Annotated in this window: 20 protein-coding genes; 5 read left to right on the forward strand and 15 right to left on the reverse strand. The window is 70.6% G+C overall.

Annotated elements, in window-relative coordinates; all coding sequences use genetic code 11:
- Window positions 1–14 precede the first annotated feature (14 nt).
- Together rpsR and ACA361_RS07830 are read left to right on the forward strand one after the other, a co-directional pair.
- A complete protein-coding gene (gene rpsR, locus ACA361_RS07825) occupies window positions 15–278 on the forward strand; it encodes a 30S ribosomal protein S18 (RefSeq protein WP_375011135.1) in 264 nt (87 codons plus the stop codon).
- Window positions 279–374: 96 nt separating this feature from the next.
- A complete protein-coding gene (locus tag ACA361_RS07830; protein WP_375011136.1) occupies window positions 375–590 on the forward strand; it encodes a hypothetical protein in 216 nt (71 codons plus the stop codon).
- A gap of 4 nt (window positions 591–594) precedes the next feature.
- Here the strand turns inward: ACA361_RS07830 and ACA361_RS07835 are convergent, their stop codons facing one another.
- Window positions 595–1,578, reverse strand: coding sequence for an MFS transporter (locus ACA361_RS07835; protein WP_375011137.1), 984 nt, complete (start codon window positions 1,576–1,578; stop codon window positions 595–597).
- Here ACA361_RS07835 and ACA361_RS07840 point away from each other — a divergent pair.
- Window positions 1,493–1,912 carry a hypothetical protein gene (locus tag ACA361_RS07840; protein WP_375012016.1) on the forward strand — a complete coding sequence of 140 codons (420 nt, stop codon included), beginning with the start codon at window positions 1,493–1,495 and terminating at the stop codon, window positions 1,910–1,912. The two genes, ACA361_RS07835 and ACA361_RS07840, sit on opposite strands and share 86 nt — an antisense overlap.
- A 290-nt stretch (window positions 1,913–2,202) precedes the next feature.
- Here the strand turns inward: ACA361_RS07840 and ACA361_RS07845 are convergent, their stop codons facing one another.
- The 6 genes from ACA361_RS07845 to ACA361_RS07870 form a co-directional block, all read right to left on the reverse strand.
- Window positions 2,203–3,945, reverse strand: coding sequence for an ABC transporter ATP-binding protein (locus ACA361_RS07845; protein ID WP_375011138.1), 1,743 nt, complete (start codon window positions 3,943–3,945; stop codon window positions 2,203–2,205).
- Window positions 3,946–3,962: 17 nt separating this feature from the next.
- A complete protein-coding gene (locus ACA361_RS07850) occupies window positions 3,963–5,684 on the reverse strand; it encodes an ABC transporter ATP-binding protein/permease (protein WP_375011139.1) in 1,722 nt (573 codons plus the stop codon).
- Window positions 5,668–6,591 carry an ABC transporter ATP-binding protein gene (locus ACA361_RS07855; RefSeq protein WP_375011140.1) on the reverse strand — a complete coding sequence of 308 codons (924 nt, stop codon included), beginning with the start codon at window positions 6,589–6,591 and terminating at the stop codon, window positions 5,668–5,670. Before ACA361_RS07855 ends, ACA361_RS07850 begins: the two co-directional genes overlap by 17 nt.
- A gap of 61 nt (window positions 6,592–6,652) precedes the next feature.
- Window positions 6,653–7,654 (reverse strand): FecCD family ABC transporter permease, encoded by a 1,002-nt coding sequence (locus tag ACA361_RS07860; RefSeq protein WP_375011141.1) that lies wholly within the window; start codon window positions 7,652–7,654, stop codon window positions 6,653–6,655.
- 77 nt (window positions 7,655–7,731) lie between these two features.
- Window positions 7,732–8,802: a FecCD family ABC transporter permease gene (locus tag ACA361_RS07865; RefSeq protein WP_375011142.1), complete on the reverse strand. Its 1,071-nt coding sequence runs from the start codon at window positions 8,800–8,802 to the stop codon at window positions 7,732–7,734.
- On the reverse strand, window positions 8,799–9,785 hold the full coding sequence (locus ACA361_RS07870; protein WP_375011143.1) for an ABC transporter substrate-binding protein: 987 nt from the start codon (window positions 9,783–9,785) through the stop codon (window positions 8,799–8,801). Before ACA361_RS07870 ends, ACA361_RS07865 begins: the two co-directional genes overlap by 4 nt.
- 195 nt (window positions 9,786–9,980) lie before the next feature.
- Here ACA361_RS07870 and ACA361_RS07875 point away from each other — a divergent pair, with 195 nt between their 5' ends.
- Window positions 9,981–10,493: a Na+/H+ antiporter NhaA gene (locus tag ACA361_RS07875; protein WP_375011144.1), complete on the forward strand. Its 513-nt coding sequence runs from the start codon at window positions 9,981–9,983 to the stop codon at window positions 10,491–10,493.
- 34 nt (window positions 10,494–10,527) lie between these two features.
- On the opposite strand, the gene ACA361_RS07880 is transcribed toward ACA361_RS07875, so the two are convergent.
- From ACA361_RS07880 to ACA361_RS07895, 4 genes are all read right to left on the reverse strand, one after another.
- Window positions 10,528–11,328, reverse strand: a complete 801-nt coding sequence (locus ACA361_RS07880) for an ABC transporter permease subunit (protein ID WP_375011145.1) — start codon at window positions 11,326–11,328, stop codon at window positions 10,528–10,530.
- The gene (locus ACA361_RS07885) at window positions 11,325–12,284 is read right to left on the reverse strand and encodes an ABC transporter ATP-binding protein (protein ID WP_375011146.1); all 960 of its coding nucleotides are present in this window, start codon (window positions 12,282–12,284) and stop codon (window positions 11,325–11,327) included. The genes ACA361_RS07880 and ACA361_RS07885 overlap by 4 nt, the downstream gene beginning before the upstream one ends.
- Window positions 12,285–12,609: 325 nt before the next feature.
- Window positions 12,610–13,077 carry a CBS domain-containing protein gene (locus ACA361_RS07890; RefSeq protein ID WP_375011147.1) on the reverse strand — a complete coding sequence of 156 codons (468 nt, stop codon included), beginning with the start codon at window positions 13,075–13,077 and terminating at the stop codon, window positions 12,610–12,612.
- Window positions 13,078–13,505: 428 nt separating this feature from the next.
- Window positions 13,506–13,760, reverse strand: coding sequence for a hypothetical protein (locus ACA361_RS07895; RefSeq protein WP_375011148.1), 255 nt, complete (start codon window positions 13,758–13,760; stop codon window positions 13,506–13,508).
- 691 nt (window positions 13,761–14,451) lie between these two features.
- On the opposite strand from ACA361_RS07895, the gene ACA361_RS07900 reads away from it, so the two are divergent.
- The gene (locus ACA361_RS07900) at window positions 14,452–15,459 is read left to right on the forward strand and encodes an RNA polymerase subunit sigma-70 (RefSeq protein WP_375011149.1); all 1,008 of its coding nucleotides are present in this window, start codon (window positions 14,452–14,454) and stop codon (window positions 15,457–15,459) included.
- A gap of 297 nt (window positions 15,460–15,756) precedes the next feature.
- Here ACA361_RS07900 and ACA361_RS07905 read toward each other — a convergent pair whose 3' ends face one another.
- The 4 genes from ACA361_RS07905 to ACA361_RS07920 form a co-directional block, all read right to left on the reverse strand.
- Window positions 15,757–16,341, reverse strand: coding sequence for a dihydrofolate reductase family protein (locus ACA361_RS07905; RefSeq protein ID WP_375011150.1), 585 nt, complete (start codon window positions 16,339–16,341; stop codon window positions 15,757–15,759).
- 664 nt (window positions 16,342–17,005) lie between these two features.
- The gene (locus tag ACA361_RS07910; protein ID WP_375011151.1) at window positions 17,006–17,968 is read right to left on the reverse strand and encodes a hypothetical protein; all 963 of its coding nucleotides are present in this window, start codon (window positions 17,966–17,968) and stop codon (window positions 17,006–17,008) included.
- 423 nt (window positions 17,969–18,391) lie between these two features.
- Complete coding sequence (locus tag ACA361_RS07915) at window positions 18,392–19,162, reverse strand: helix-turn-helix domain-containing protein (protein WP_375011152.1); 771 nt, start codon at window positions 19,160–19,162, stop codon at window positions 18,392–18,394.
- A 152-nt stretch (window positions 19,163–19,314) separates the two neighbouring features.
- On the reverse strand, window positions 19,315–20,418 hold the full coding sequence (locus ACA361_RS07920; protein ID WP_375011153.1) for an alpha/beta fold hydrolase: 1,104 nt from the start codon (window positions 20,416–20,418) through the stop codon (window positions 19,315–19,317).
- Window positions 20,419–20,624: the final 206 nt, after the last annotated feature.

Raw genomic sequence — 20,624 nt, forward strand, 5'->3', positions numbered from 1 at the left:
ACGAGGAGATCCGCATGTCCGCGCCTCCTTCCCGGCGGCCCCATCGCCACCGGAAGGCCGACCCGCTGCAAGGCATGACCTACATCGACTACAAGGACACCGACCTCCTGCGCCGGTTCATCTCCGACCGGGGCAAGATCCGCAGCCGCCGGGTCACCGGAGTGACGTCCCAGCAGCAGAGACAACTCGCCCGAGCGATCAAGAACGCGCGCGAAATGGCGCTCCTCCCCTACGCCTCCCGTCCAACGGCAAGGCCGACGCGCAGGAAGGGCGAGTAGGCGAGCAGGGCAGCGCGTGAACGGGCATCGGGGCCGGCGCACCCGCGATCACCTGTACGCTCGCCGCCCGATCGGGTTGCTGCTCCCCAAGAGGCGATGCCCCTGGTGGCCGGGTGCGCGGACCCGGCCACCGGCCATGCCACGCCTGGCGCGATCGTCCGCTGGAGCACGTCGACGCGTACGGCGCTGGCGGCCGAATATCGGGGCAACACCGCGTCCGGCGGCACCGCCGATCATGACCACGTCACGCGTCTCGTTTCCCAGCCGGTCGCGGAAGGGCTGAGGAAAGCCGGGGTCCTGACGTTCAATTAAACGATCACCGATCGTCCCTGACCTCGCCGGCGGGCCGCCGTGCCGGGATCGTCAGGCAGAACAGTGCTCCGGCCGCCAGGAGCCCGGCCGCCGCCAGCAGGCCGGCGCTGAAACCGTCGCTGGCGGCCACAATCGAGGACGGGTCGTTCGCTCGGCCGGTGACGGTCGAGGCGAGCGTGCCCAGCAGGGCCAGCCCCAGCGCCCCGCCCACAAGCCGGAAGCTGTTGAGCAGCCCCGAGACCATGCCCGCGTCTTCGGCCGGAACGCCGGTCGTGGCGGCCGAGCCCATCGCGACGAAGCTCGCGCCGATCCCGACGCTGGCGACCAGCGACGGCCCGAGCATGTCGGACAGGAAGGTGCCACCGGGACCGCTGAGCCCGAACCACGCCATTCCCAGCGCCCCGACCAGGCCGCCCGCGACAAGGATCGTGCGGGGGCCGACGCGGGCCAGCGTCCGGGTCGCGACCGCCATCCCGGCCACCGAGCCCAGGCAGAACGGCAGGAACGCCAGTCCCGTGGCCAGGGCGTCGTAGCCCAGGACCCGCTGCATGTGCAGTGAGACGAAGAAGAAGCTCGCGAGCTGGCCCGCCGTGATGAGGAACCCGAAGACGTTGGCGGCCAGCACCGCACGGTGCGCGAGAAGCCCGAGCCGGACGAGCGGATCGGGCACCCGCCGTTCCACGATCGCGAACACCGCGAGCACCACGCCCCCCACGGCCAGCGGGCCCAGGGTGAGCGGCGCCGTCCAGCCCTCGGAGTCGGCCATCGAGACACCGAGAACCAGCAGGCTCATGCCCACGGTGACCAGCACGGAGCCGAGCAGGTCAGGCCGGACGTCGCGGCGCCGCCGGTCACCGGGCAGCCTTCCGGCCGCGTACAGGCCGAACAGCACGATCGGGACGTTGACCAGCATCACCGCCCGCCACCCGGGCGTCGCCGGATGGCTGGGCGTCGCCGCGCCGGCCGTACCGGCGGCGACCGACATCATGGACGAGGGACTCGGCAGGCTCTCGGCCGCCGGATTCGGCGACGAGGCCCCCGCCGCCTACATCACCCTCATCAACGCGGCCGTCCACCAGATCGCCGCCGAGAACCAGCGCGACGCCGTACCGAAACTGCGCGACACCATCGGCCGGCGCCTCACCGAACTGCGCAACGACCCTGCCCGGCCGGGCGCGGCGGCACTCGCCACCGCGCTCACCAGCGACTGGAAACGGGAAGAGATCTTCACCTACACCGTCGAACGCACCCTCGACGGCATCGAGGCCAGGCTCACCGAACTGCGGCTCGACGACTCCAACGGCGGTGAAGACCTGCGATGATCGGCCAGCACCACTGCCGATCGCGGGCCGTCTGCGGTGCGAAGACGGCGTCCTCGCCTTCCAGCGCCGGCTCCAGTACCCGGTCGGCCAGAGCTACTACAGCGGTCCGCCCTGCCCAGTTGGCTTCACACCCTGCTCACGGGCCTGGGCGGCCGGTCGGCCAAGTGGCTCCTGCTCTACCTCGACCACCGTATGGGACGACTCCCCGGACTCGATCGCCACGACCCCGGTCATCACCTCGCTTGCCCTCAGTGTGACTCTTTGATCAGAGTTGCGCCGGACGACCTCCGTTACGGGAGTTGTCGTTCTTGGACGGTCAGTAGTCGGGACAGGGCGCCGCCGGCGGCCGTGAGGGTGTCCCATGTGCCTTGTTCGGCGACTCGGCCGTCGTGGAGGACGGCGATGTGGTGGGCGCGTCGGATGGTGGCCGGGCGGTGGGCGATGACGATCGTGGTGGTGTCGCGTCCGGTGAGCAGACGGGCCAGTTCGGCGTCGCCGGCCGCGTCCACGTGGGCGGTCGCCTCGTCGAGGATCAGGATCCTGGCGCCGGCCAGGAGGGCACGGGCGAGCGCCACACGAGCTCGCTGGCCGCCGGAGAGGGTCGCACCGCGTTCGCCCACGGTGCTGTCCAGGCCTTGGGGTAGGGTGGCGGCGATCCGATCCACGCCGCACTCCCTGATGGTCCGGTCCAGGCGTTCGGCGTCGGCGCCGGGTGCGGCCAGGAGCAGGTTCTCGCGCAGGGTGCCGTGGAAGAGGGCGGCGTCCTGGCCGACGAGCGCGACGGCGGAGCGCAGGTCCGCGTCGGCGAGGGCCCGCAGGTCGACGGCTCGGCCGGCGGCGGTCAGTTCGATGGTGCCCTCGGTGGGGTCCCAGAAGCGCGCCAGGAGATGGGCCAGGGTCGTCTTTCCCGCGCCGGAGGCTCCGACCAGCGCGATGGTCCGCCCCGCCGGGATGAAGAGATCCAGCCCCTGCAGGACAGGGGTGCGACCGTAGGAAAAGTGGACGTCGCTGAACCGGACGCCGAGCGGACCGGCCGGGAGCGGGGCGGGCGAAAATGGAGGTGGTGCGGTCGGCGGGGCTTCGATCGCCGCCGTTACCCGGGCTGCGGCGGCGCGCAGGGTCCCCGCCTGGCGGAGGGCGTCGGCACTCGCGGCCACCGGGGCCAGGATCGACAGGGCGAGCGCCAGGGCGGCCGGGGCCCACGCGCCCGGCGGACGCTCGCCGGCGCCTGCGACGACGGCGACCACGGCGATCAGGGTCAGTACCACCAGGGCGTCCTGGACGGCGGTGAAGGCGCCGTCGTGACGGGCCTCGGCACGCTGGGCCACGGCGAGCCGGTGCGCGGCTTGGGCGAGGTGCCGGCGGCGCCGGTCGAGGGCGTTGTGGGCGAGGAGTTCGCGGATCCCGTCCGTGGTGTCGACGGCGTCCGCGGAAAGCCGGGCGGTGGCGTCACGGACGCGTTCCCCGCGGGCGGCGCGGCCCCGGTCGCCGAGCAGCGGATGCGTGACCAGTGCGGCGGCGGCGCACAGGGCGGCGATCGCCGCCCAGGGGTCGAGCATGCCGAGCGCGGCCGTCCCGGCGGTGAAGACCAGGCCGGAGGCGAGCAACTGGGCGATGGTGTGGGCGTAGAAGAACTCCAGCGCCTCGATGTCGTTCATCGCGGTCGCGGCCAGGTCGCCGCTGCGCCGTCCCGCGATTCGGGCAGGGGCGCTGCGGGCCAGCCCGTCGTAGATCCGGACGCGCATTTCGGCGAGGACGCGGTAGGCCAGGTCGTGCGACAGATCCATCTGCCGCCAGGTGGACAGGGCCCGGAGCAGCACCAGCCCGCCGAGCCCGCAGACGGTGGCGGGGCCGGGCGCGGTGTGGTCGATCACGGCGCGTCCGAGGACGTGGGCCGTCCAGGTGACCAGGACGACGAGCGAGGCCTGGTCGGTCAGGCAGGCGGCGATCGTGCGGGCGACGGTGCGGCGGTGCGGCCGCAGCGCGGGGAGCAGGCCGCGCAGGACGCGCCGGGACGGCGGTCGGGGACTCATGGCGTTCCTCGGCGGATTCAGTCGGATCGGTCGGCGGTGGCCAGCGCGGCATAGACGCCGCCGGCGACGGCCAGGGCCTCGTGGTCGCCGACGGCGTCGACGCGGCCGCGGTCCAGCACGACGATCTGGTCGGCATGGCGGACCGAGGCCAGTCGATGGGCGATGACCAGGCAGGTCCGGCCCTGTGCCGCGCGGCGCAGGGCCTGGGTGATGAGGTGTTCGCGGTTCTCGTCCACCGCGCTGGTGACCTCGTCGAGTACCAGGACGGGGGCGTCACAGAGCAGGGCGCGGGCCAGTGCCAGCCGCTGCCGCTGACCGCCGGACAGGGTGGCGCCGCGCTCCCCCAGGACGGTCGCGTAGCCATCGGGCAGCGCGGCGATCTCGTCGTGAATGCCCGCGTCCCGGCAGGCGGTGACGAGCCTGTCCTCGGTGGCGTCGGGATCGGCCAGCCGCAGGTTGTCGGCGATGGACGCGGCGAAGAGGTAGACGTCCTGGGAGACCACGGCGATCGTGCGGCGGAGGGCTGCCTGTGACAGTTCGCGGACGTCGACGCCGCCGATCAGCACCGCGCCCGCGTCAGGGTCGTGGTGACGTTGCAGCAGTGCCAAGAGCGTGGACTTGCCCGCTCCGGACGGGCCCACCAGGGCAGTGGTGCGTCCAGCGGGGCATTCGAACTCGACGCCGTCCAGCGCGGGCCGTTCGGCGCCCGAGTAGGAGAAGCGGACGCCTGCGAAGGAGAGGGCGGGCGCGACAGGCCACGCGGGCGCGAGGGTTCCGGTGTCGCCCACGGCAGGGCGGGCGGTGCGCAGCTCGGTAATGCTGTCGGCGGCCGAGAGCCCGACATATCCAGCGTGCCACTCCCTGGACAGGTCCCGCAGCGGCCTGAAGCTCTCGGAGGCGAGCATCAGCAGCAGGTAGGACGCGGTTCCGGTCGCGCGCCCGGTGGCGGCCGACGCGCAGGCCAGCAGGACTGCGCCGAGCGTGCCCGCCTGGATGGCGAGATCGGTCAGGGCGGTGTCGATCAGCGACACGCGGAGTTTGGCGACGATGGCCCGGTGCAGATTGTGGGAGCGGTCTTCCAGCGCGGCCCGCTTACGCCGGACGGCACCGTTCGCGCGCAGGGTGGGCATCTGCTGGAGCGCTTCGAGGTAGTCGGCGGCCAGATCCTCGTAGCTGTCCCAGTGTCGTTTGCCACGATCGGCCAGTGCCCGATCCCAGAGCCGGGGGAGGAACAGGGCCAGGACGACGGCGACGGTGAGAAGCGCGGCCACCCACACGTTCAGTACGGCGATCCACACCAGCAGAACAGGGGTGACCACGACCACCACGGCGAACTGCGGCAGGTAGCGGGCCAGATAGGTGTTGACGCCTTCGACACCGTCCACGATCGTCGCGCGCAAGGCGCCGGCCCTTGCCGTGGTGCTGTACGCGGGGCCCAGCCGCCCCAGCTGGACGATCAGTTCATCGCGCAGTCCCGCACGGATCCGGGCTCCGGCGCCGGCGGCGACGACCCGCTGCGACCAGGTCAGGAGCGCTCGCAGCAGCAGCACGCCGGCCACCGCGCCGAGGAGCACGGGCAGCCGGTGCGTGCGGCCGCCGGCGATGTCGGCGAGCGCGACGGCGAGCAGCCCGGCCTGGGCGATGTGGCCGGCCGTCACCGCGGTGAGCAGGGCCGTGGCACGGAGCAGCGGACCCGGTGCGGTACGAGCGGCGCGGAGCAGCTCAGGATGCAGCATCATCGGCGGCCACTCCGGCGGTCGCATCGGCTGTCATCGAGGTGTCGGAGACGGGTTCGTCGGGGTAGCAGACGGGCCACCCGCGCTCGGGATCCCGGCCGACCCTGCCGTCGACGCCGAACACCTCTCGCAGCAGCTCGCGGGTGACCACCTGCGCGGGCGGCCCTTCCGCCGCGACGCGTCCGTTCCGCAGAGCCACCAGGCGTTCGGCGAACCGGGAGGCGAGGTCGAGGTCGTGCAGCACCATCAGCACCGTCAGCCCCCGTTCCTCGCGCAGCCGGGTCACCAGTTGCAGAACTTCGAGCTGGTGCCGCAGGTCCAGGTAGGTGGTCGGTTCGTCCAGCAGCAGGACGGGGGCGTCCTGTGCCAGGGCCAGCGCGAGGCGGACCCGCTGCCGTTCGCCACCGGACAGCGCGTCCACGGGCCGGTCCGCCCATTGCTGCACACCGACGTCCCGCATCGCCCTGATGGTCACCGCGTCGTCCCCGACGCGAAGCATGCCCAGCGGGCCGCGTGTGGCGTAGCGGCCCTGCCGGATCAGCTGACGTACCGTCAGGCCCGGGACGGCCGGGGCGGCCTGGTGCAGCAGGGCGACCTTGCGGGCGGCGTCACGGCGGGAGACGCGCGCCATGTCGGCGCCGTCCACCGACACCCGTCCCTCCTCGGGACGCAGCACGCCCGCCGCCAGACGCAGCAGCGTGCTCTTGCCGCAGCCGTTCAGACCCACCAGGGCGACGAGTTCGCCGGACCGTACCCGCAGGCTCACGTCGTCGAGCACGCGCCGCCCCGGATAGCCGAAGGACACCCGGTCGACGCTCAGCATGGCTCCGCGCTCGGCGGCGGCGTCCTTCGTCGGTGACGGCCCCGCGTCCGCCGGTGCCGTACCGGGGCCGTCGATCAGTTCGGACACGCTCCGCACTCCTTGTTCATCGGGCCGCTCGCGGTTCGAGCGGGCCGCTGGGGGCCGTGGATCACGGCTCGACGGCGTGCCGGCGCGCGACCGCCAGCAGCACGGCCGCCCCGACGCAGGTGGTCACCGCGCCGACCGGGACGCTGAGATGCTCGGCTCCCCACGCGGTGACCGCACGCGACAGCAGCTGCGCGGCGGCGTCCGCTCCGCACACCGCGACCCCGCCGGCCAGCGCGGCCCCCGGAAGCGCGATCCGCAGGTCGGCACCGAAGAGGGCGAGCGCGGCATGCGGGATCACCAGGCCGACGAAGCCGAGCGCCCCCACCGAGGCCACCGCGCCCGCGGTCAGCGCGACCGCGCACAGCAGCGCGAACCCGCGCGCCCGCGCCGGCGCAAGACCCGCGGTCTCGGCCACCTGCTCGCCGCAGCGCAGCAGCATCAACGCGCCCGCGGTCAGGCAGGCCAGGACGCCCCAGCCCAGCGTCCACGGCCACAGCAGCGTCCAGTGCTGCCACGTCCGCGCCTCGGTCGTACCGATCATCCACTGCACGACACTGCCGATCTCGCCCGGATTGACCAGCAGGAGGACCGCCGTCAATCCGCCCAGCGCCGCGGAGACCAGCACGCCGTGCAGCGCCACCGACGCCGGATCCGAGCGCGCCCGCCCGGTCAGCAGCCACAGCAGGCCCGCGCCCCCGCACCCGCCGGCCACCGCGGCGACCACGACGGCGACCGGTGACGACCAGTCGGCCAGGCCCGCCCCGGTCGCGGCCACCGCGCCGAGCACCGCTCCTGGCGTTACGCCGGTGACCTCCGGTGCCGCCAGCGGATTGCGCAGCGCCGCCTGCAGGATCAGTCCGGCGAGCCCGAGCCCGGCTCCGGCGCCGAGCGCGACGAGTACGCGGGGCATCCGTACCCGCCACACCAGGTGGTGGGCGGTCGGGTCCGCCGCGCCACCGGTGAGCGCCTGCCAGACCTCGCCGACCGTCAGGGCACGCCCCGCGACCATGTCGAGCACGGCGACCAGCGGCACGGCCAGCAGCAGCGTGCCGAGAACGAGCAAGGGTCGCCGCCGTCGCCGGTTCGGGCCGCCCCTGTCGGGAACGGCGCGGGGCACGGGCTCCGCCCGCTCGGTGACCGTCATCGAGCACCGCCTCCCTGCCCGGTCATGGCACCGGCTCGGACCGTCTCCGCCCCGGCCCGGACCTCCTGGGATCCGGCGCCGGGACGCGAAGACCGGCTCTGCAAGCTGCGCAGCAGCACCACCCCCGCGGGCACGCCGATCAGTGCGGTCCAGGCGCCGACCGGGGTCTCCACGGGTTTGAGGGCCAGCCGCGCCGCCTGGTCGGCCCACACGGTGAGCACCGCGCCGCACGCGACCGTCCAGGGCAGCCAGCGCAGCACGTCGGCCTCCGGACGCAGCCGCCGGGCCAGGTGCGGGGCCAGGAAACCCACCCATGCGATCGGGCCGCAGACCGCGACGACCGGCGCGATGAGCAGAACGGCGACTGCCAGCGCCCCCAGCCGGGCATGCCGCACCCGCAGCCCGAGGGCGCCCGCGTCCTCGTCGCCGAGCCGGAGCACCGCCAGCATCGGGGCGCACAGCACCAGCAGCGGCACGGTCGCCACCAGCCATGGCCAGACGTCATGCCACGCGTCCCACGTACGGCCGGACAGGCTGCCCAGCAGGTAGCGGAAGATCACCGCGAGGTCGAGCTGGTCCGCCATCACCATCAGCACCAGCAGCGCGGCCTGGAGCGCGGCCGCCACCGCGGCCCCGGTGAGCAGCACCGCGGACGGGCTCCGTCCGAAACCCGCCGCGACCAGCGTCGCGACTCCGCCCAGACAGGCACCCAGCAGGGCCAGCAGAGGGTACGACCAGCCGGGAAGGGCGAGCGCGAGCACCAGCGGGGCCGCCACGCCCAGAGCGGCCCCGGACGAGACCCCGAGCATCTCCGGCACGGCCAGCGGGTTGCGCAGCGCCTCCTGCATGACGAGCCCGGCGGCTCCCAGGCAGCCGCCGGCGACCAAGGCCAGAAGCAGCCGCGGTAGCCGCACGTCGCGGACGACCACCGCCTCCAGACCGTCCGCCGGCCCACCAGGCAGGAGAGCGACGAGTCTGGACGGCGAGATGTTGGGCGTGCCCAGGCACAGCGCGCAGAGCGTGGCGATGGCCAGTAGTCCGGCCACCAGGACCGCCGCCCGGCTCATCGCAGCGCGGCCGTCGCCTCGTCCAGGACGATGCCGAGGGAGCGGGTGCCCCGGCCCTTGGCCCAGACCTCCGCATCCACCTCGATCACCTTGCCGTTCTTGACTGCGGGTATCTGCGACCACAGGGCGTTGTCCGCCATCTTCTGCGAGAGCTTCTCACCGGGCGCGCCGAACGCGATCGTCTCCACGAACAGCACGTCGACGTCCCTGGCCAGGATCTCCTCCAGGCTGTAGGTGCCCTCGATGCCCCGGCTCTTCCACGGGTAGTCGCTGAACAGCGGGAACATCCCGGCCACCACATCGATGCCCGGCGTGGCCACGCCGAAGTTCTCGTCGCTGCCGAAAATGATCAGCGCCGTCTTGTCGCTCTTGGCCTGCTCGGCGGCGGCCAGCTTGGCCCGCAACCGCTGCTCGGCGGCCACCGCCTGGTCGCCGCGGTGGGTGAGCGCGGCGAAGGAGCGCAGGTAGGAGACGCTGTCCTGCCACCTCTTGGGCTGGACGGCCCAGAACGTGGTGGCGCCCTGGAGAGCCGGGGCGAGCTTGCCGTGCGTGTCCTCAAGGCCGATGACCAGGTCGGGCTTGTGGGACAGGATCGCCTCCACCTCGGGACTGATGAACCCGCCCGGGATGACGGGAACCTGCTTCGCCTTCTCCGGCCCGAGGAACCCGCGGTGAGCGAGGATCGAGGAATTGGTGGCGGTCGGCACCATGCCGAGCTCCATCAGCATGTCATCGCACAGAGCCACCAGGCAGACCACGCGCTCGGGCTTGCGCTTGGGTGCGATCTTCTTCCCCCGTGCATCGGTGATGCTGTCGGCGTTGGCGACCGGCTGGATCGGCGGGAGCTTCGCGATGCTGCCGGTCGCGGAATCGCCGCCCGCGGGGGCACCGTCGTCCGCGGTCCCTCCACAACCGGCCAGCAGTACGCCGGCAACGGCGATGGCAGCGGTGCGCCGCAGAAGGCGGCTCGTCTTGCGAGGCATGGTCTGTTCTCTCTCGTCAGGGACAGGGCAGACACGGAGAGACCGAAGGTCCGGGGGCATGCCCTGTCCACCAGGCAGACAAGATGATAACCGTTTCCATTGTCGACGCAAGATCGGTCCCCCTGCACCGGCCTCCCACATCAGGTCACGCACCCCGATCCATCGCGGCACCCCCGCGTCCGCTCATCAAGCTCGATGGTGCACGCCACCGTCACCGGCATCCTGCTGGGCCTGCTCACCCCGGTGGCCCGCGCCGCCGGTGAGGAGCGGTGCCCGGCCGAGCGGCTGGAACGGCGGCTGCATCCGGTCTCGGCCGGGTTCATCGTGCCGCTGTTCGCGCTCGCCGCCGCTGGTATCCAGCTCGGTTCGGTCGGCGACGCGGCCGCCGACCCGGTCGCACAAGGCGTGTACGCGGGCCTGGTGGTCGGCAAGGTCGTCGGGATCTTCGGCGGAGCGTGGCTGGCGGTACGGCTGGGCCTGGCCACCTTGCCGGCCCGGGTCGGCTGGGCCGACGTCCTCCCCGTCGCCATGCTCGGCGGCATCGGCTACACCGTCAGCCTCCTGGTCGCCCGACTCGCCACCGACGATCCCACCGCCACCCAGCACACCTCCACCGCCGTGCTGGCCGCCTCCCTCACCGCCACCATCGCCGCTCTCCTTCTGCTGCGGAGGCGGGCCGGAGCCCATCCCGCCGAACCGGCCGTGTGACCGTTCGGCGCTCACCGGTCGCTGAGGAGGTGGATCAGCGCAGGTCACGGCGGCAGAACCGGGCGACACCGGCGGCGAGAAGGACCGCGCAGAGCGGAATCGGCCCCCACAACGCGACCGGACTGGGGCCGTCGATGAGGATGTTGCCGTCCAGGTACCACGACCACGGGCTGAGCCCGCGCGCCCAACCGCCCGCGCCCTCGGCCGTGAGAAGACTCTGCGTCAGGTAGCCGATGACCGCGACGGCGGCGGCCACCGCGACCGCAGGACCGTGCCGCCCGGTCGCGGCGCCGACCGCGAACGCGAGCGTGGCGTGCACCAGCACCAGGCCGAACACCGCCGTACACGCGACCGCCAACGTCCCGGGCGCGACGCTCCCCAGAGCACCGAACCTCGGCGCCAGGACCATCAGCGCCGCGGCGAAGACTCCCACCACTCCGACCAGCTGGACCAGGACGGCGGCGTAGCGTTCCAGGGCGACCCGGCGGCGGCTGACCGGGTTGGCCAGCAACGGCTCCAGCGTCCCCGCCTCCTCGGCGCCGCCGATCGCCCGTGCCCCCGCGCCGATGCCCAGCGCAAGGAGCAGCACCGGCAGCACCGTGGCGAACAGCCGCGCATGCAGGAACCCGGCCGGTGAGGTCAGTGACACTCCTGCTTGATATCCCACCATCGTCTGGAACGCCTCGGGCAGCCCGGTCACCAGCTCGTCGATCGACGCCTGCTGCTTCAACGACGGATACAGCGACACCGTGAACAGCACCAGCCCCGTCACCGCGATCGCCCACCACATCAACGCCCGGCGGCGGTCTGTCAGCAGTCGCAGCGCGACGGTCATGACCGCGGACCCGCTTCCGTGACCGCGTCCCGCTCCTCCAGCGGGGAGGGCTGGTAATAGCGCAGGAACACCTCTTCCAGGTCGGGCTCGTGGCTGACGACCCGGAGCACCTGCAAGGGCGCGGCCGCGCTGATGGCGGCGGCCGCCGACCCCTGCACCACCAACCGCAGCAGCGTCCCGGCCTGCGGGGACGCCTCCCTGGCAGGAACCACCTGTGCTTGAACGATTCCCGGAACGTCCGCGAAATCCGCACCCCGGGGCCGATGCGCCACATAGAGATCGATGCGCTGGCGGGCCTGGTGCCGTAGCTCGCCGACCGTGGCGACCGCCGCCAGCCTCCCCTTCCGCAGGATCGCGACCCGGTCCGCCAGCGCCTCCACCTCCGGCAGGGTGTGGCTGGACAACAGCACCGTCGCCCCATCGGCGACCAACTCGCGGATCAGCAGCTGGAACTCATGCTGCAGCAGCGGATCCAGCCCCGAGGTCGGCTCGTCCAGGATCAGCAGCTCGGGGCGATGCGCCACCGCCGCGACGATCCCGACCTTGCGGCGGTTTCCCGTCGACAACTCGCCCACCCGACGCCCCGGATTCAGCCCGAACCGCTCCAGGAGCCCCGCCACCCAGCCCCGCTCGTGCCCACCGCGCAGCCGGCCGTAGAAGGTGATCAGGTCGGCCGCGGTGTAGCCAGGGTCGATACGCAGGTCTGCGGGCAGGTAGCCGATGCGTGCCCGGATCGCCGGATCGGCACCGGACCCGCCCAGAACCTGGGATCGACCTGCGGTGGGACGCAGGAAGTCCAGCAGAAGCCGGATCGTCGTCGTCTTCCCGGCACCGTTAGGCCCCAGATATCCGAAGATCTCCCCGCGGGCCACTTCCAGATCCAGATCTTGCAGGGCCCGCACCGGCCCGAAGTGCTTCGTCAGCGCGTTCGTGGAGATCGCCGCGTGCGCGGTCATGGCCGTCCTCCGGAAGCCGTCGCGGTCAGAACCGCCGACCAGGCTTCCCGGCACACCTGACTGGAACGTACACCCGCACCACCCGATCCGCCAGCGGACACCGCTGTTCGCCATCGCCCGCACCGAAGGGCTCGTCCTCCGTGACCCGCCGGGGCCGCCTGCAGGTTGCGAAGTGGACCGCAGCGGCGCCGCGCAGCCGACGTGCGCAGAATGCGACGCCCCCCACGGCGGCTGTCCGGCTGAAGTGCCAGAAGGAGCAGGGGCGCCGAGGATCAGAGAAGGTCACACGAGAGCGCGACAGCCGGCCCCCGGTTCAGTACGAGCTTCAGTCCCGCACTACGGGAAGTAGTCGATCGAACAGTCGTGCTACCGTCACCACGCCGATGAAGAAGGCGTCCTCATGCCGCCTCTTGTTGCATACGACCGCGAAGGAACTGTTGGCACGCACCATGGCGCTGGCGACCTCCATGGCGGTCGCATCACCGTCCACGATGGGGCTGAGATTCTGTTTTGTGGTGAGCAGTTCGGCGATGGTCTTTCCTGCGAGTTCAGCGCAGAGCCGGTCGGCGTGGGTCTCGTCGTACACGCGCGCGAGTATCGGGTCGGCCTGGACAGCGTAAGGAATGGCACATCGAACGAGCTGGGCGCCTGGCAGCACCGCCTGAAGACGTCGATGTTCATCGACCACGATCAGTCCCGGCAGCCGATGTTCCACCATCAGCCGAGCAGCCTCCATTGCGCTGCTATCAGGGGTGACCGTGGGCACATCGACCGCGAGTTCTCGAGCACGCACAATGTCCAATATATATCCGGTCCAGGAGAAATCAAGCTCGATGAGCGTGCAACTACAAGACTCCGGCTCGACTCCCGGCGAAGGCATCCGCCGACACCTACGCAACCGACTCTCTGCTACACCCACCCCCGCGCTTCCCGATTGGACAATGGACCTGGCCACCAATCTCACCATCAACCATCGCAGCCGCGAACCTCACTCCCGGGTGAACACCCGCACGGCGCCTATGTCTTCAACGCAGGAGCAACCCAACGACCCCTCGCCTCACACGACCTACAGTTCTTCTTTACTTCCTAGGCGCTGCCATCCCGGCGGCGGCATTGCGCAAATTATTGCCGGCGTTACTGCTGATCATGCGCGGGCCTCCTCCCCCGCCGCCAGCGCTGACGGTTCACCGTAGGTCACGTCGGGTCGCTGACAATATGGCACTACCGATCCGCCTTTCGACGCTGCTCGGCAAGGCGTAGCCAGTCCAGCTTGAGGCGTTCCAGATAGCCTCGAATGTCACGCTTCACCATAACGAAAATAGGAATTATGGAACCAGCGAGGAGCGCCGTTGCCAAGAACTCTGCAAAAGAGTTGTATGCAACGTGCGTCAACAGTCCACCTAACCCCCAGCACGAGAATATTCCTACTACCGGCACCATCCCCATCGGCGCATTTCTGGCGAACGACTTGATCACGATCTCGTGATCAACTGCATTTGGCCATCGCCGTCAACCGTCGTGATCACTCAAACGTCGTATGACGTGAAACGCCTATTGAACTGGCCGCAGCCATCTACCAGCGGCAACTGGGCTCCCGAGGCGACGTTGCACATCAGGCAAGGCTTCCGAACAGGCGATGCTGGACTTCCCGTACTCGGATCGGAGGGTTTGCGCCAGCCTCCGGAGGCAACGGGCCCAGCATGAGAACGGGCCTGGGCGGGGCGAAGAACACCGCGTATGTGCCCTGCTGCAGGAGGACCATTGACAACGGATGCATTGCGGAACCAGAGCCAGCAGTGGGCGAGAAGGCAGACGCCGTTGCCGCTGGCGACTCTGAACGCGTTGGCGCGGGGCTCTGCCTCCCGCAGAGCATCATGCTCCCCAGTACAGCCCGCTCCGACCGAGGCGCTACAGGAGTTGCCTTACCGAGCCCCTCCGCTACCCTTCTCGCCCGTCACCCAAGGTGACCGAACCCGAGCGGGACGACCAGCCGCAGGTCACAGCGCTCAACGTCGAGGGTGTGCCCGACCCGAACACGTCCCCTGAATCGATCCCGGCCGATCCGGCCTGGCGAACGGCCCGGTGTCAGCGGCTTCACCGATCAGAAATCCTCCGCCACGTCGTCGGTTCTGGTAGCCCCTCGCCACCCGCGGAAGGATTGACGACCATGACCGACGCCAGACCGCCAGGCGCCGACAAGACCGCGTTCATCGCGGCGGCCCGCTCGAACGACGCAGCACAGTTCGCTCTCATCACCGAGCGCTACCGGCGTGAGCTGCAGGTGCACTGCTACCGGATGCTCGCGAACTACGAGGACGCCCAGGACATGACGCAGGAGACGTTCCTGCGGGCGTGGAACAAGCGGGAGTCGTTCAAGGGCCACGCTGCGCTGCGGACCTGGCTGTACCGGATCGCGACGAACGCCTGCCTCGACTTCCTGGACAAGCGCAACGACCGCACACCCGTGCCCGCCGAGCTGCCGGACGCGGGCTCGGAACTGCACTACCTGCAGCCCTACCCGGACCGGATGCTCCCGGAGGACCCGCAGGAATCGGTGGTGGCGCGGGAGACGATCGAGCTGGCGTTCATCGTCGCCGTCCAGCACCTGCCACCGCGGCAGCGGGCGGTGTTCATCCTGCGCGACATCCTCGGCTGGCCGGCGTCCAAGGCCGCCGACGCCCTCGAGCTGACCGTCGCATCGGTGACCAGCGCACTGCAGCGGGCGCGCGTGACGATGCGCGAGCGGCTCCCCGCCCGCCGCCTCGACTGGCGCAGCCCCGCCACGCATGAGCTGTCGGATGACGAGCGCGGCGTGGTGAAGTCGTATATCGACGCCCATGAGCGCAACGACCTCGAAGGGCTGATGGCCCTGCTGCGCGACGACCTGCGCTTCGCGATGTTGCCCGACCCGGGCACCTTGATCGTCACGGCCACGGACGCGGTGGACGGCTGGGTCTCCGGCGGGCTCTTCCAGCGCGGCCACGACGACTGGCGCTGCATCGCCACGACGGTCAACCGCATGCCTGCCGCCGCGCTGTACCTCCGCGCCCCCGACGACCCGGAACACCGTTTGTACACCATCGCGGTCCTGCACATCGTCGGCGGGAAGATCGTCGAGCTCACCGGATTCGACGCCACCGACAAACCATGGCTGGGCCTGCCCGCGACGCTGTGATCAGACAAGTCCCCATCGTCGACGAGTCCAGCGCGCGGGCCGGCGTCACCGAAGTCACCGCGGAATGAGCACCCCGACCGGCTGACACCGACGCGGCAACGCGAACACCACCGCCCCGCCGGCGTTGCCCGGCGGGGCATCCTCATGCCCGAAGAACATCGTCACGACCGACGACGCCGTCGTCCTCGTCTTCAGCGAGCCGGTCAACGGCTCACTCGGAACGCAAGGACGGGCCCGGGGAAGGTTCCGTCATGGCCGAGGGTCATGGTGAGCGCGCCAGGATCGTCCGGCCCGTGCTCATCGCCTCGTCTGGTATCGGGTCAGCACCACGCCGCCGGGAAATGTCCGCGTCTCGACCAGGTTCAGGTTCACCCAGCTGTCCAGCGGGGTGAAGAACGGCGTGCCGCCGCCCACCAGGACCGGATAGGTGACGATCGCGTACTCGTCGATCAGCCCGGCCCGCATGGCCGCCGCGGCGAGTGTGGCACCGACGATGTCCATCGGGCCGCCTTCCTCGGCCCTGAGCCGGGCGATCTCGGCGACCGCGTCGCCGGTGACCAGGCGGGTGTTCCAGTCGACCTTGTCGATCGTCGATGAGAACACCACCTTCGGCATGTCCCGCCAGCGGCGTGCGAACTCGATCTCCGCCGGGGTGGCGCCGGGCTGCTTGTCGGCGGTCGGCCAGTGGGAGCTCATCGACTCCCACAATTTGCGCCCGTACAGCGCCAGGCTCGTCGCCCCCACCCGGTCGGACCACCACTGGAACAGCTCGTCGCTCGACGACGAGTCCGGTCCCTCCCCACCACTCCAGCCGAGGTCGTCGCCAGGCGCGGCGACGTAGCCGTCCAGGGTCACGTTCATGCCGAAGGTCAGTTTCCGCATCGTGCCAACCTCCCGTGAGTCGATCTCGCACCTACAGCACGTACAGACGGGCGCGGCGCGGAAACCTAATCGGTGCGCGATCTGCGTCCGCAGGCAGTCCTCGCTGTTCCGAACTCAGCACGGCGCACCCTCATCAATGTCAGCAACCGGCAACGCACCTCCGGACTGACCCTCCCGCCACCGGATGTCGCCGGCTTCCGCTTCGCCTTCACCCTCGGCCTGGCCGAACACCGCGGCGAACGCGCGGTTCCTCGCACACCTCGACACACTCATCGCCTCCCACAGCACACACCAGCCGCAGTCTCCTGCGCCCGTCCGTCCCGAAGACCTCCCCCGGCTGGAAGAGGCTCTTACCGACACCACGAGTACGCACCTCGCGACCCCGTAGCCCCAAACTCGCACTGCCCGCAACGCTGACGCTGATGCTGTGCCTGGGAGTAGACCTCCGGCGGACGACGCGGCGCCTGCTCCTACCACAACGGCGTCCGCCGCCCTGTCTACCGATGACCCCGCTTGGTCTCGTCCACCGAAGTGCGGCCGTACTGGACCGGGCTGCAACCGCTTTAATCGGAGCACACCACTCCTAACCGCAGTTCAGCAGGCGACACATCCGGCATAAACGAAGTGCAACTGGAGGGTTAAGCGGTGCCCTACAGTCACTTGGTCAATCGGCTGTGGCGAGGCATCCGCGTTCCGCGGGCAGTCCTTCGCATCGCTGTGCCCAGTCGCGGAGGTCGTCGGCAAATCTAGTCGACAACCGGTCGAGATAGCCGTCCGGGTTGTCGTTCCGGCTCCGGGCGGCCGTCTGCAACTCACTCAGCATGACCTGTTGGGTGCCCTGCATGAAGTCTTTGTAGCCGAGGTCGACAAGCCTGCTGATCAGGGAGTCGACGAGCTTGCCGATGCAGCCCCGTACACGGTCGTCGGAATCGTCGCGCCAGATGCCGTAGAGACGTACCGCGACTGCGCGCAGGGCACTCTCGTTGGTCGGTCCGGCCAGTGTCATGTGCACCAGCGCCTCGACCAGCAATAGCTTGGCTCGTGGGCTGAGATCTGGTATCCAGCAGCCCTCCACCGCACTTGGCCAGTGCAGGGACTGACAAGGGTTGAGGCGGGTCGCGTGGCGGCACAGCAGTTCAGCGGCGATGAGCTGTGCGTTGGACGATGGCGAACGTAGTGCCGCGTCGATGACGAGCACGGCGGTCTCGTGGGAGACGCGTGGATTTTCGAGGGACCACAGGTCGACCAGCAGGGTCACGGCGAGATCAGCGTTGTCGAGCTTGGTGAGCGCGAGAAGACCGGAGGCCAGCGCGGCCGGATCGGACGAGCCCCCATCAGTGGGAGCGATCAGTTGCCCCGCGCGCATCGCAGAATCCAGCCTGAGCTGGCGGCTCTGTTCGGCCTGCTCTGTCTGCAGCCGGTGCTCGGTCTGGCGGCTCACCATGAAGCCGATCAGCGACACGGATGCGGTCACGAGGACACCGATGAACGTGAGCACGGCCGCAAGCCGCGCAGCCTGCCCCTCTCCGAGGTGGAGCGGCCCGAGCAGCAGGCCAGCCGGCAGGACGGCCACCACCAACAGCACGATGACCGCGAAGAAGACGATTTTCCTGTCGTCCCTGCCCATGCTGCTCTCCTCGCGACCCGGAGGACCATCGTGGCGCGTCGCTCATGGAGACGGCCACGTGCAGGCCTCAACTGGACACGTTGAGCCGCCGCGGAATGAGAGGTCCTCGGCCTCCCAGAGGAACGCCCCGGTCTGCGCGCCCTGGACCTGATCGGATAACTGGCCCCAACAGGCTCATGCCCTTGGCCTCCAGCCCGTGATCTTCCAATCGAACAGGGTCTTGACGCCGAGCAACGAGGAGGTCCCACCTGACTGTCCGCCGGAGGAAGTACTTGGTCACAGCTCAAGCACGAGGTCTGGAGGGCAATCGAACACGACATTGCGAGCCTGCATCCGGATACTGAGTTCACACACAGCAGCAACCGCATCCGCCGCAACACCTCGGGTGACAAGCGGTGCGGCAGTGCCGCCAGGAACGCCCGGTCAGGAGCGGCGAACTGAACTCTCTTCCCGCCCAGCCGGCGCTCCAAGTGCGCTTGCGCCGGTGGGCGATGAAGCCGGCCACGCGACGCCATCGATCGCGAGCCACGGCGCGGCGGCCAGCGCCGTGGGCGTGAGCCCGGCGAACGTCGCGACCTCCCGGTGCAGGTGGGACTGGTCGACGTAGCCGCTCTCGGCCGCGACGTGGGCGGCGGCATGACCCGCCGCGAGCAGGTGGGCGGCGTGGTCGAAGCGCACCAGCCGGGCGGCGCGTTTGGGAGTGATGCCGAGTTGGGAACGGAAACGGGACCACAGACGCTTGCGGCTCCAGCCGACCTCGTCCGCCAGCCCGTCGACCCGCACCCGCCCCCGGCTGGACAGCGTCCGCCGCCAGACGTGGGCGACCTGCGGGTCGACCGGTGGATGGGTGGCCAGCCGCCGGCCCAGGATGTCCGCCGCGATCGCGAAGCGTTCGTCCCACGACGCGGCGGCACGCAGCCTGTCCTCGGCCCGCCCGGCGTCGCGGCCCCAGACGTCCTCAAGAGTCGCCACCGTCCCGCTGAGCTCGGCCGACGCGCCCAGCACCGCAGCCGCCGCGACCGGATCCAGCCGGATCTGGAGCAACCGTCCGGTTCCCCGGCCGGTCGCCCGGAGATCGCCGGGCAGGAGCCCGGCGACGACACTGCCGCGCTCGCGCCGGCCATGGGTTTCGTAGACGACGCCGGCTCCCTCGCCCAGATCGACGAGCAGGGTGACGGACGGGTAGACGACCATGGAGATGTCCACCGAGGCCGGGGCACGATGGCGGAACCCGGCCATACTGACCCCCGGCAGCCGAACCGCCGGACGTGGGACCGCGACGTCTACCCACGCCTGGTCAGGCGACGTCCCGGTCGGCAACACATGGCCAGTCTAGGCTCAGGGGATCACCGGTCGTCGGCGACCGTCGCCGTGAAAGTCAGCAGCAGTTCGCCGACCGTCTCGGGCGCCTCCAACATGGGCAGGTGCCCGACGCCGGGCAGCAGCTCGACCCGCGCGCCCGGCACCGCGTCGTACCGGTGCGCCGACGACGGCTCCCAGCGGGGGTCGGCAGCACCGAAGACCACCTGCACCGGGACGTCGAGGGCGGCCAGACGGTCAGGCAGGCTCCGCTCGGCGATGTACGCGGTGTTCCGGCGCAGCACCGTCCTCATCACGCGGTAGGTGATTCCCCGTACGTCGGCGATCACGTCGTCCGGGAGGTCCACGGGGCGAACGGCCATCGCGCCGATCCCCTTGCGGATCAGCGCATCCGAACGCCTCGGCCACATGAGCGGGCCCAACGGCGGGGCCAGCAGCACCCGAAGGATGAACGGCTGCCGGAGGAGCGCATCCGGACTCGGGCCACTACTGATCAACGCGAGCGAGCCCACGAGGTCGGGACGCTGCTCGGCCAGCGCGGTGGCGACGTAGCCGCCGCTGGAGTGCCCGGCCACGGCGACGTGCCGAAGCCCGAGGTCGTCCAGCAGCGCCGCCACCTGACCCGCCTGCGCGGGCACGTCATAAGACGCTGCGGGCGGGGACTGGCCGTGACCCGGGAGGTCGACCCGGATGACGTGATGGTGACCGGCCAGCGCCGGAACCACCGGACCCCAGAAACCGCCCGAGGCCCCCGACCCGTGGACGAGCAACAACGGCGGCGCCTGCCGCGGGCCGTCATGGACCACGTGCATTCCATGCGAGCGTTCGATGTCGGATTCACTCATGAGGAGACTATGCGCGGGCGGCCGGCCTCCCGTCTTGGACGAATGTTCCCGCAGGGTCGAAGACCGGCGGCCGCCACCATAACGGCCGTACCAGGGTCCCCAAGGCCGGAACACGGGCCTGGCGGATCGCCAGAACGCGGCGAACGTTCCGCCTCCTGTCAGCAGGTCGGCGGGCCTGCCGCGTTCGACGATCGCTCCGTCCTCCAGCAGCACGACGGTGTCGGCGGCGGCGACCGTCTCCAGCCGGTGGGCGATGACGACGATCGTGCGGCCGCCGCCCAGCATCGCCAGGGCCCGGCGGACCGCCTGCTCGGTCTGTAGTGCAGGCCCCTGGTGTCGAAACCGGTGGCCACTGCGGTCGACAGCGCCGCGGGTGGATACCGTTCGACGACCGCGCGGAGAACGTCGCGGCGAGTGCCGCCCTCGGGACCAACGCCGTCCGGTATCCCCCTGCTAGCCTGACTTTAGACCTAAAGTCAATGGGGGGCGGC

The sequence above is a fragment of the Actinomadura sp. 21ATH genome, from assembly GCF_041951345.1.
Classification (GTDB): Bacteria; Actinomycetota; Actinomycetes; order Streptosporangiales; family Streptosporangiaceae; genus Spirillospora.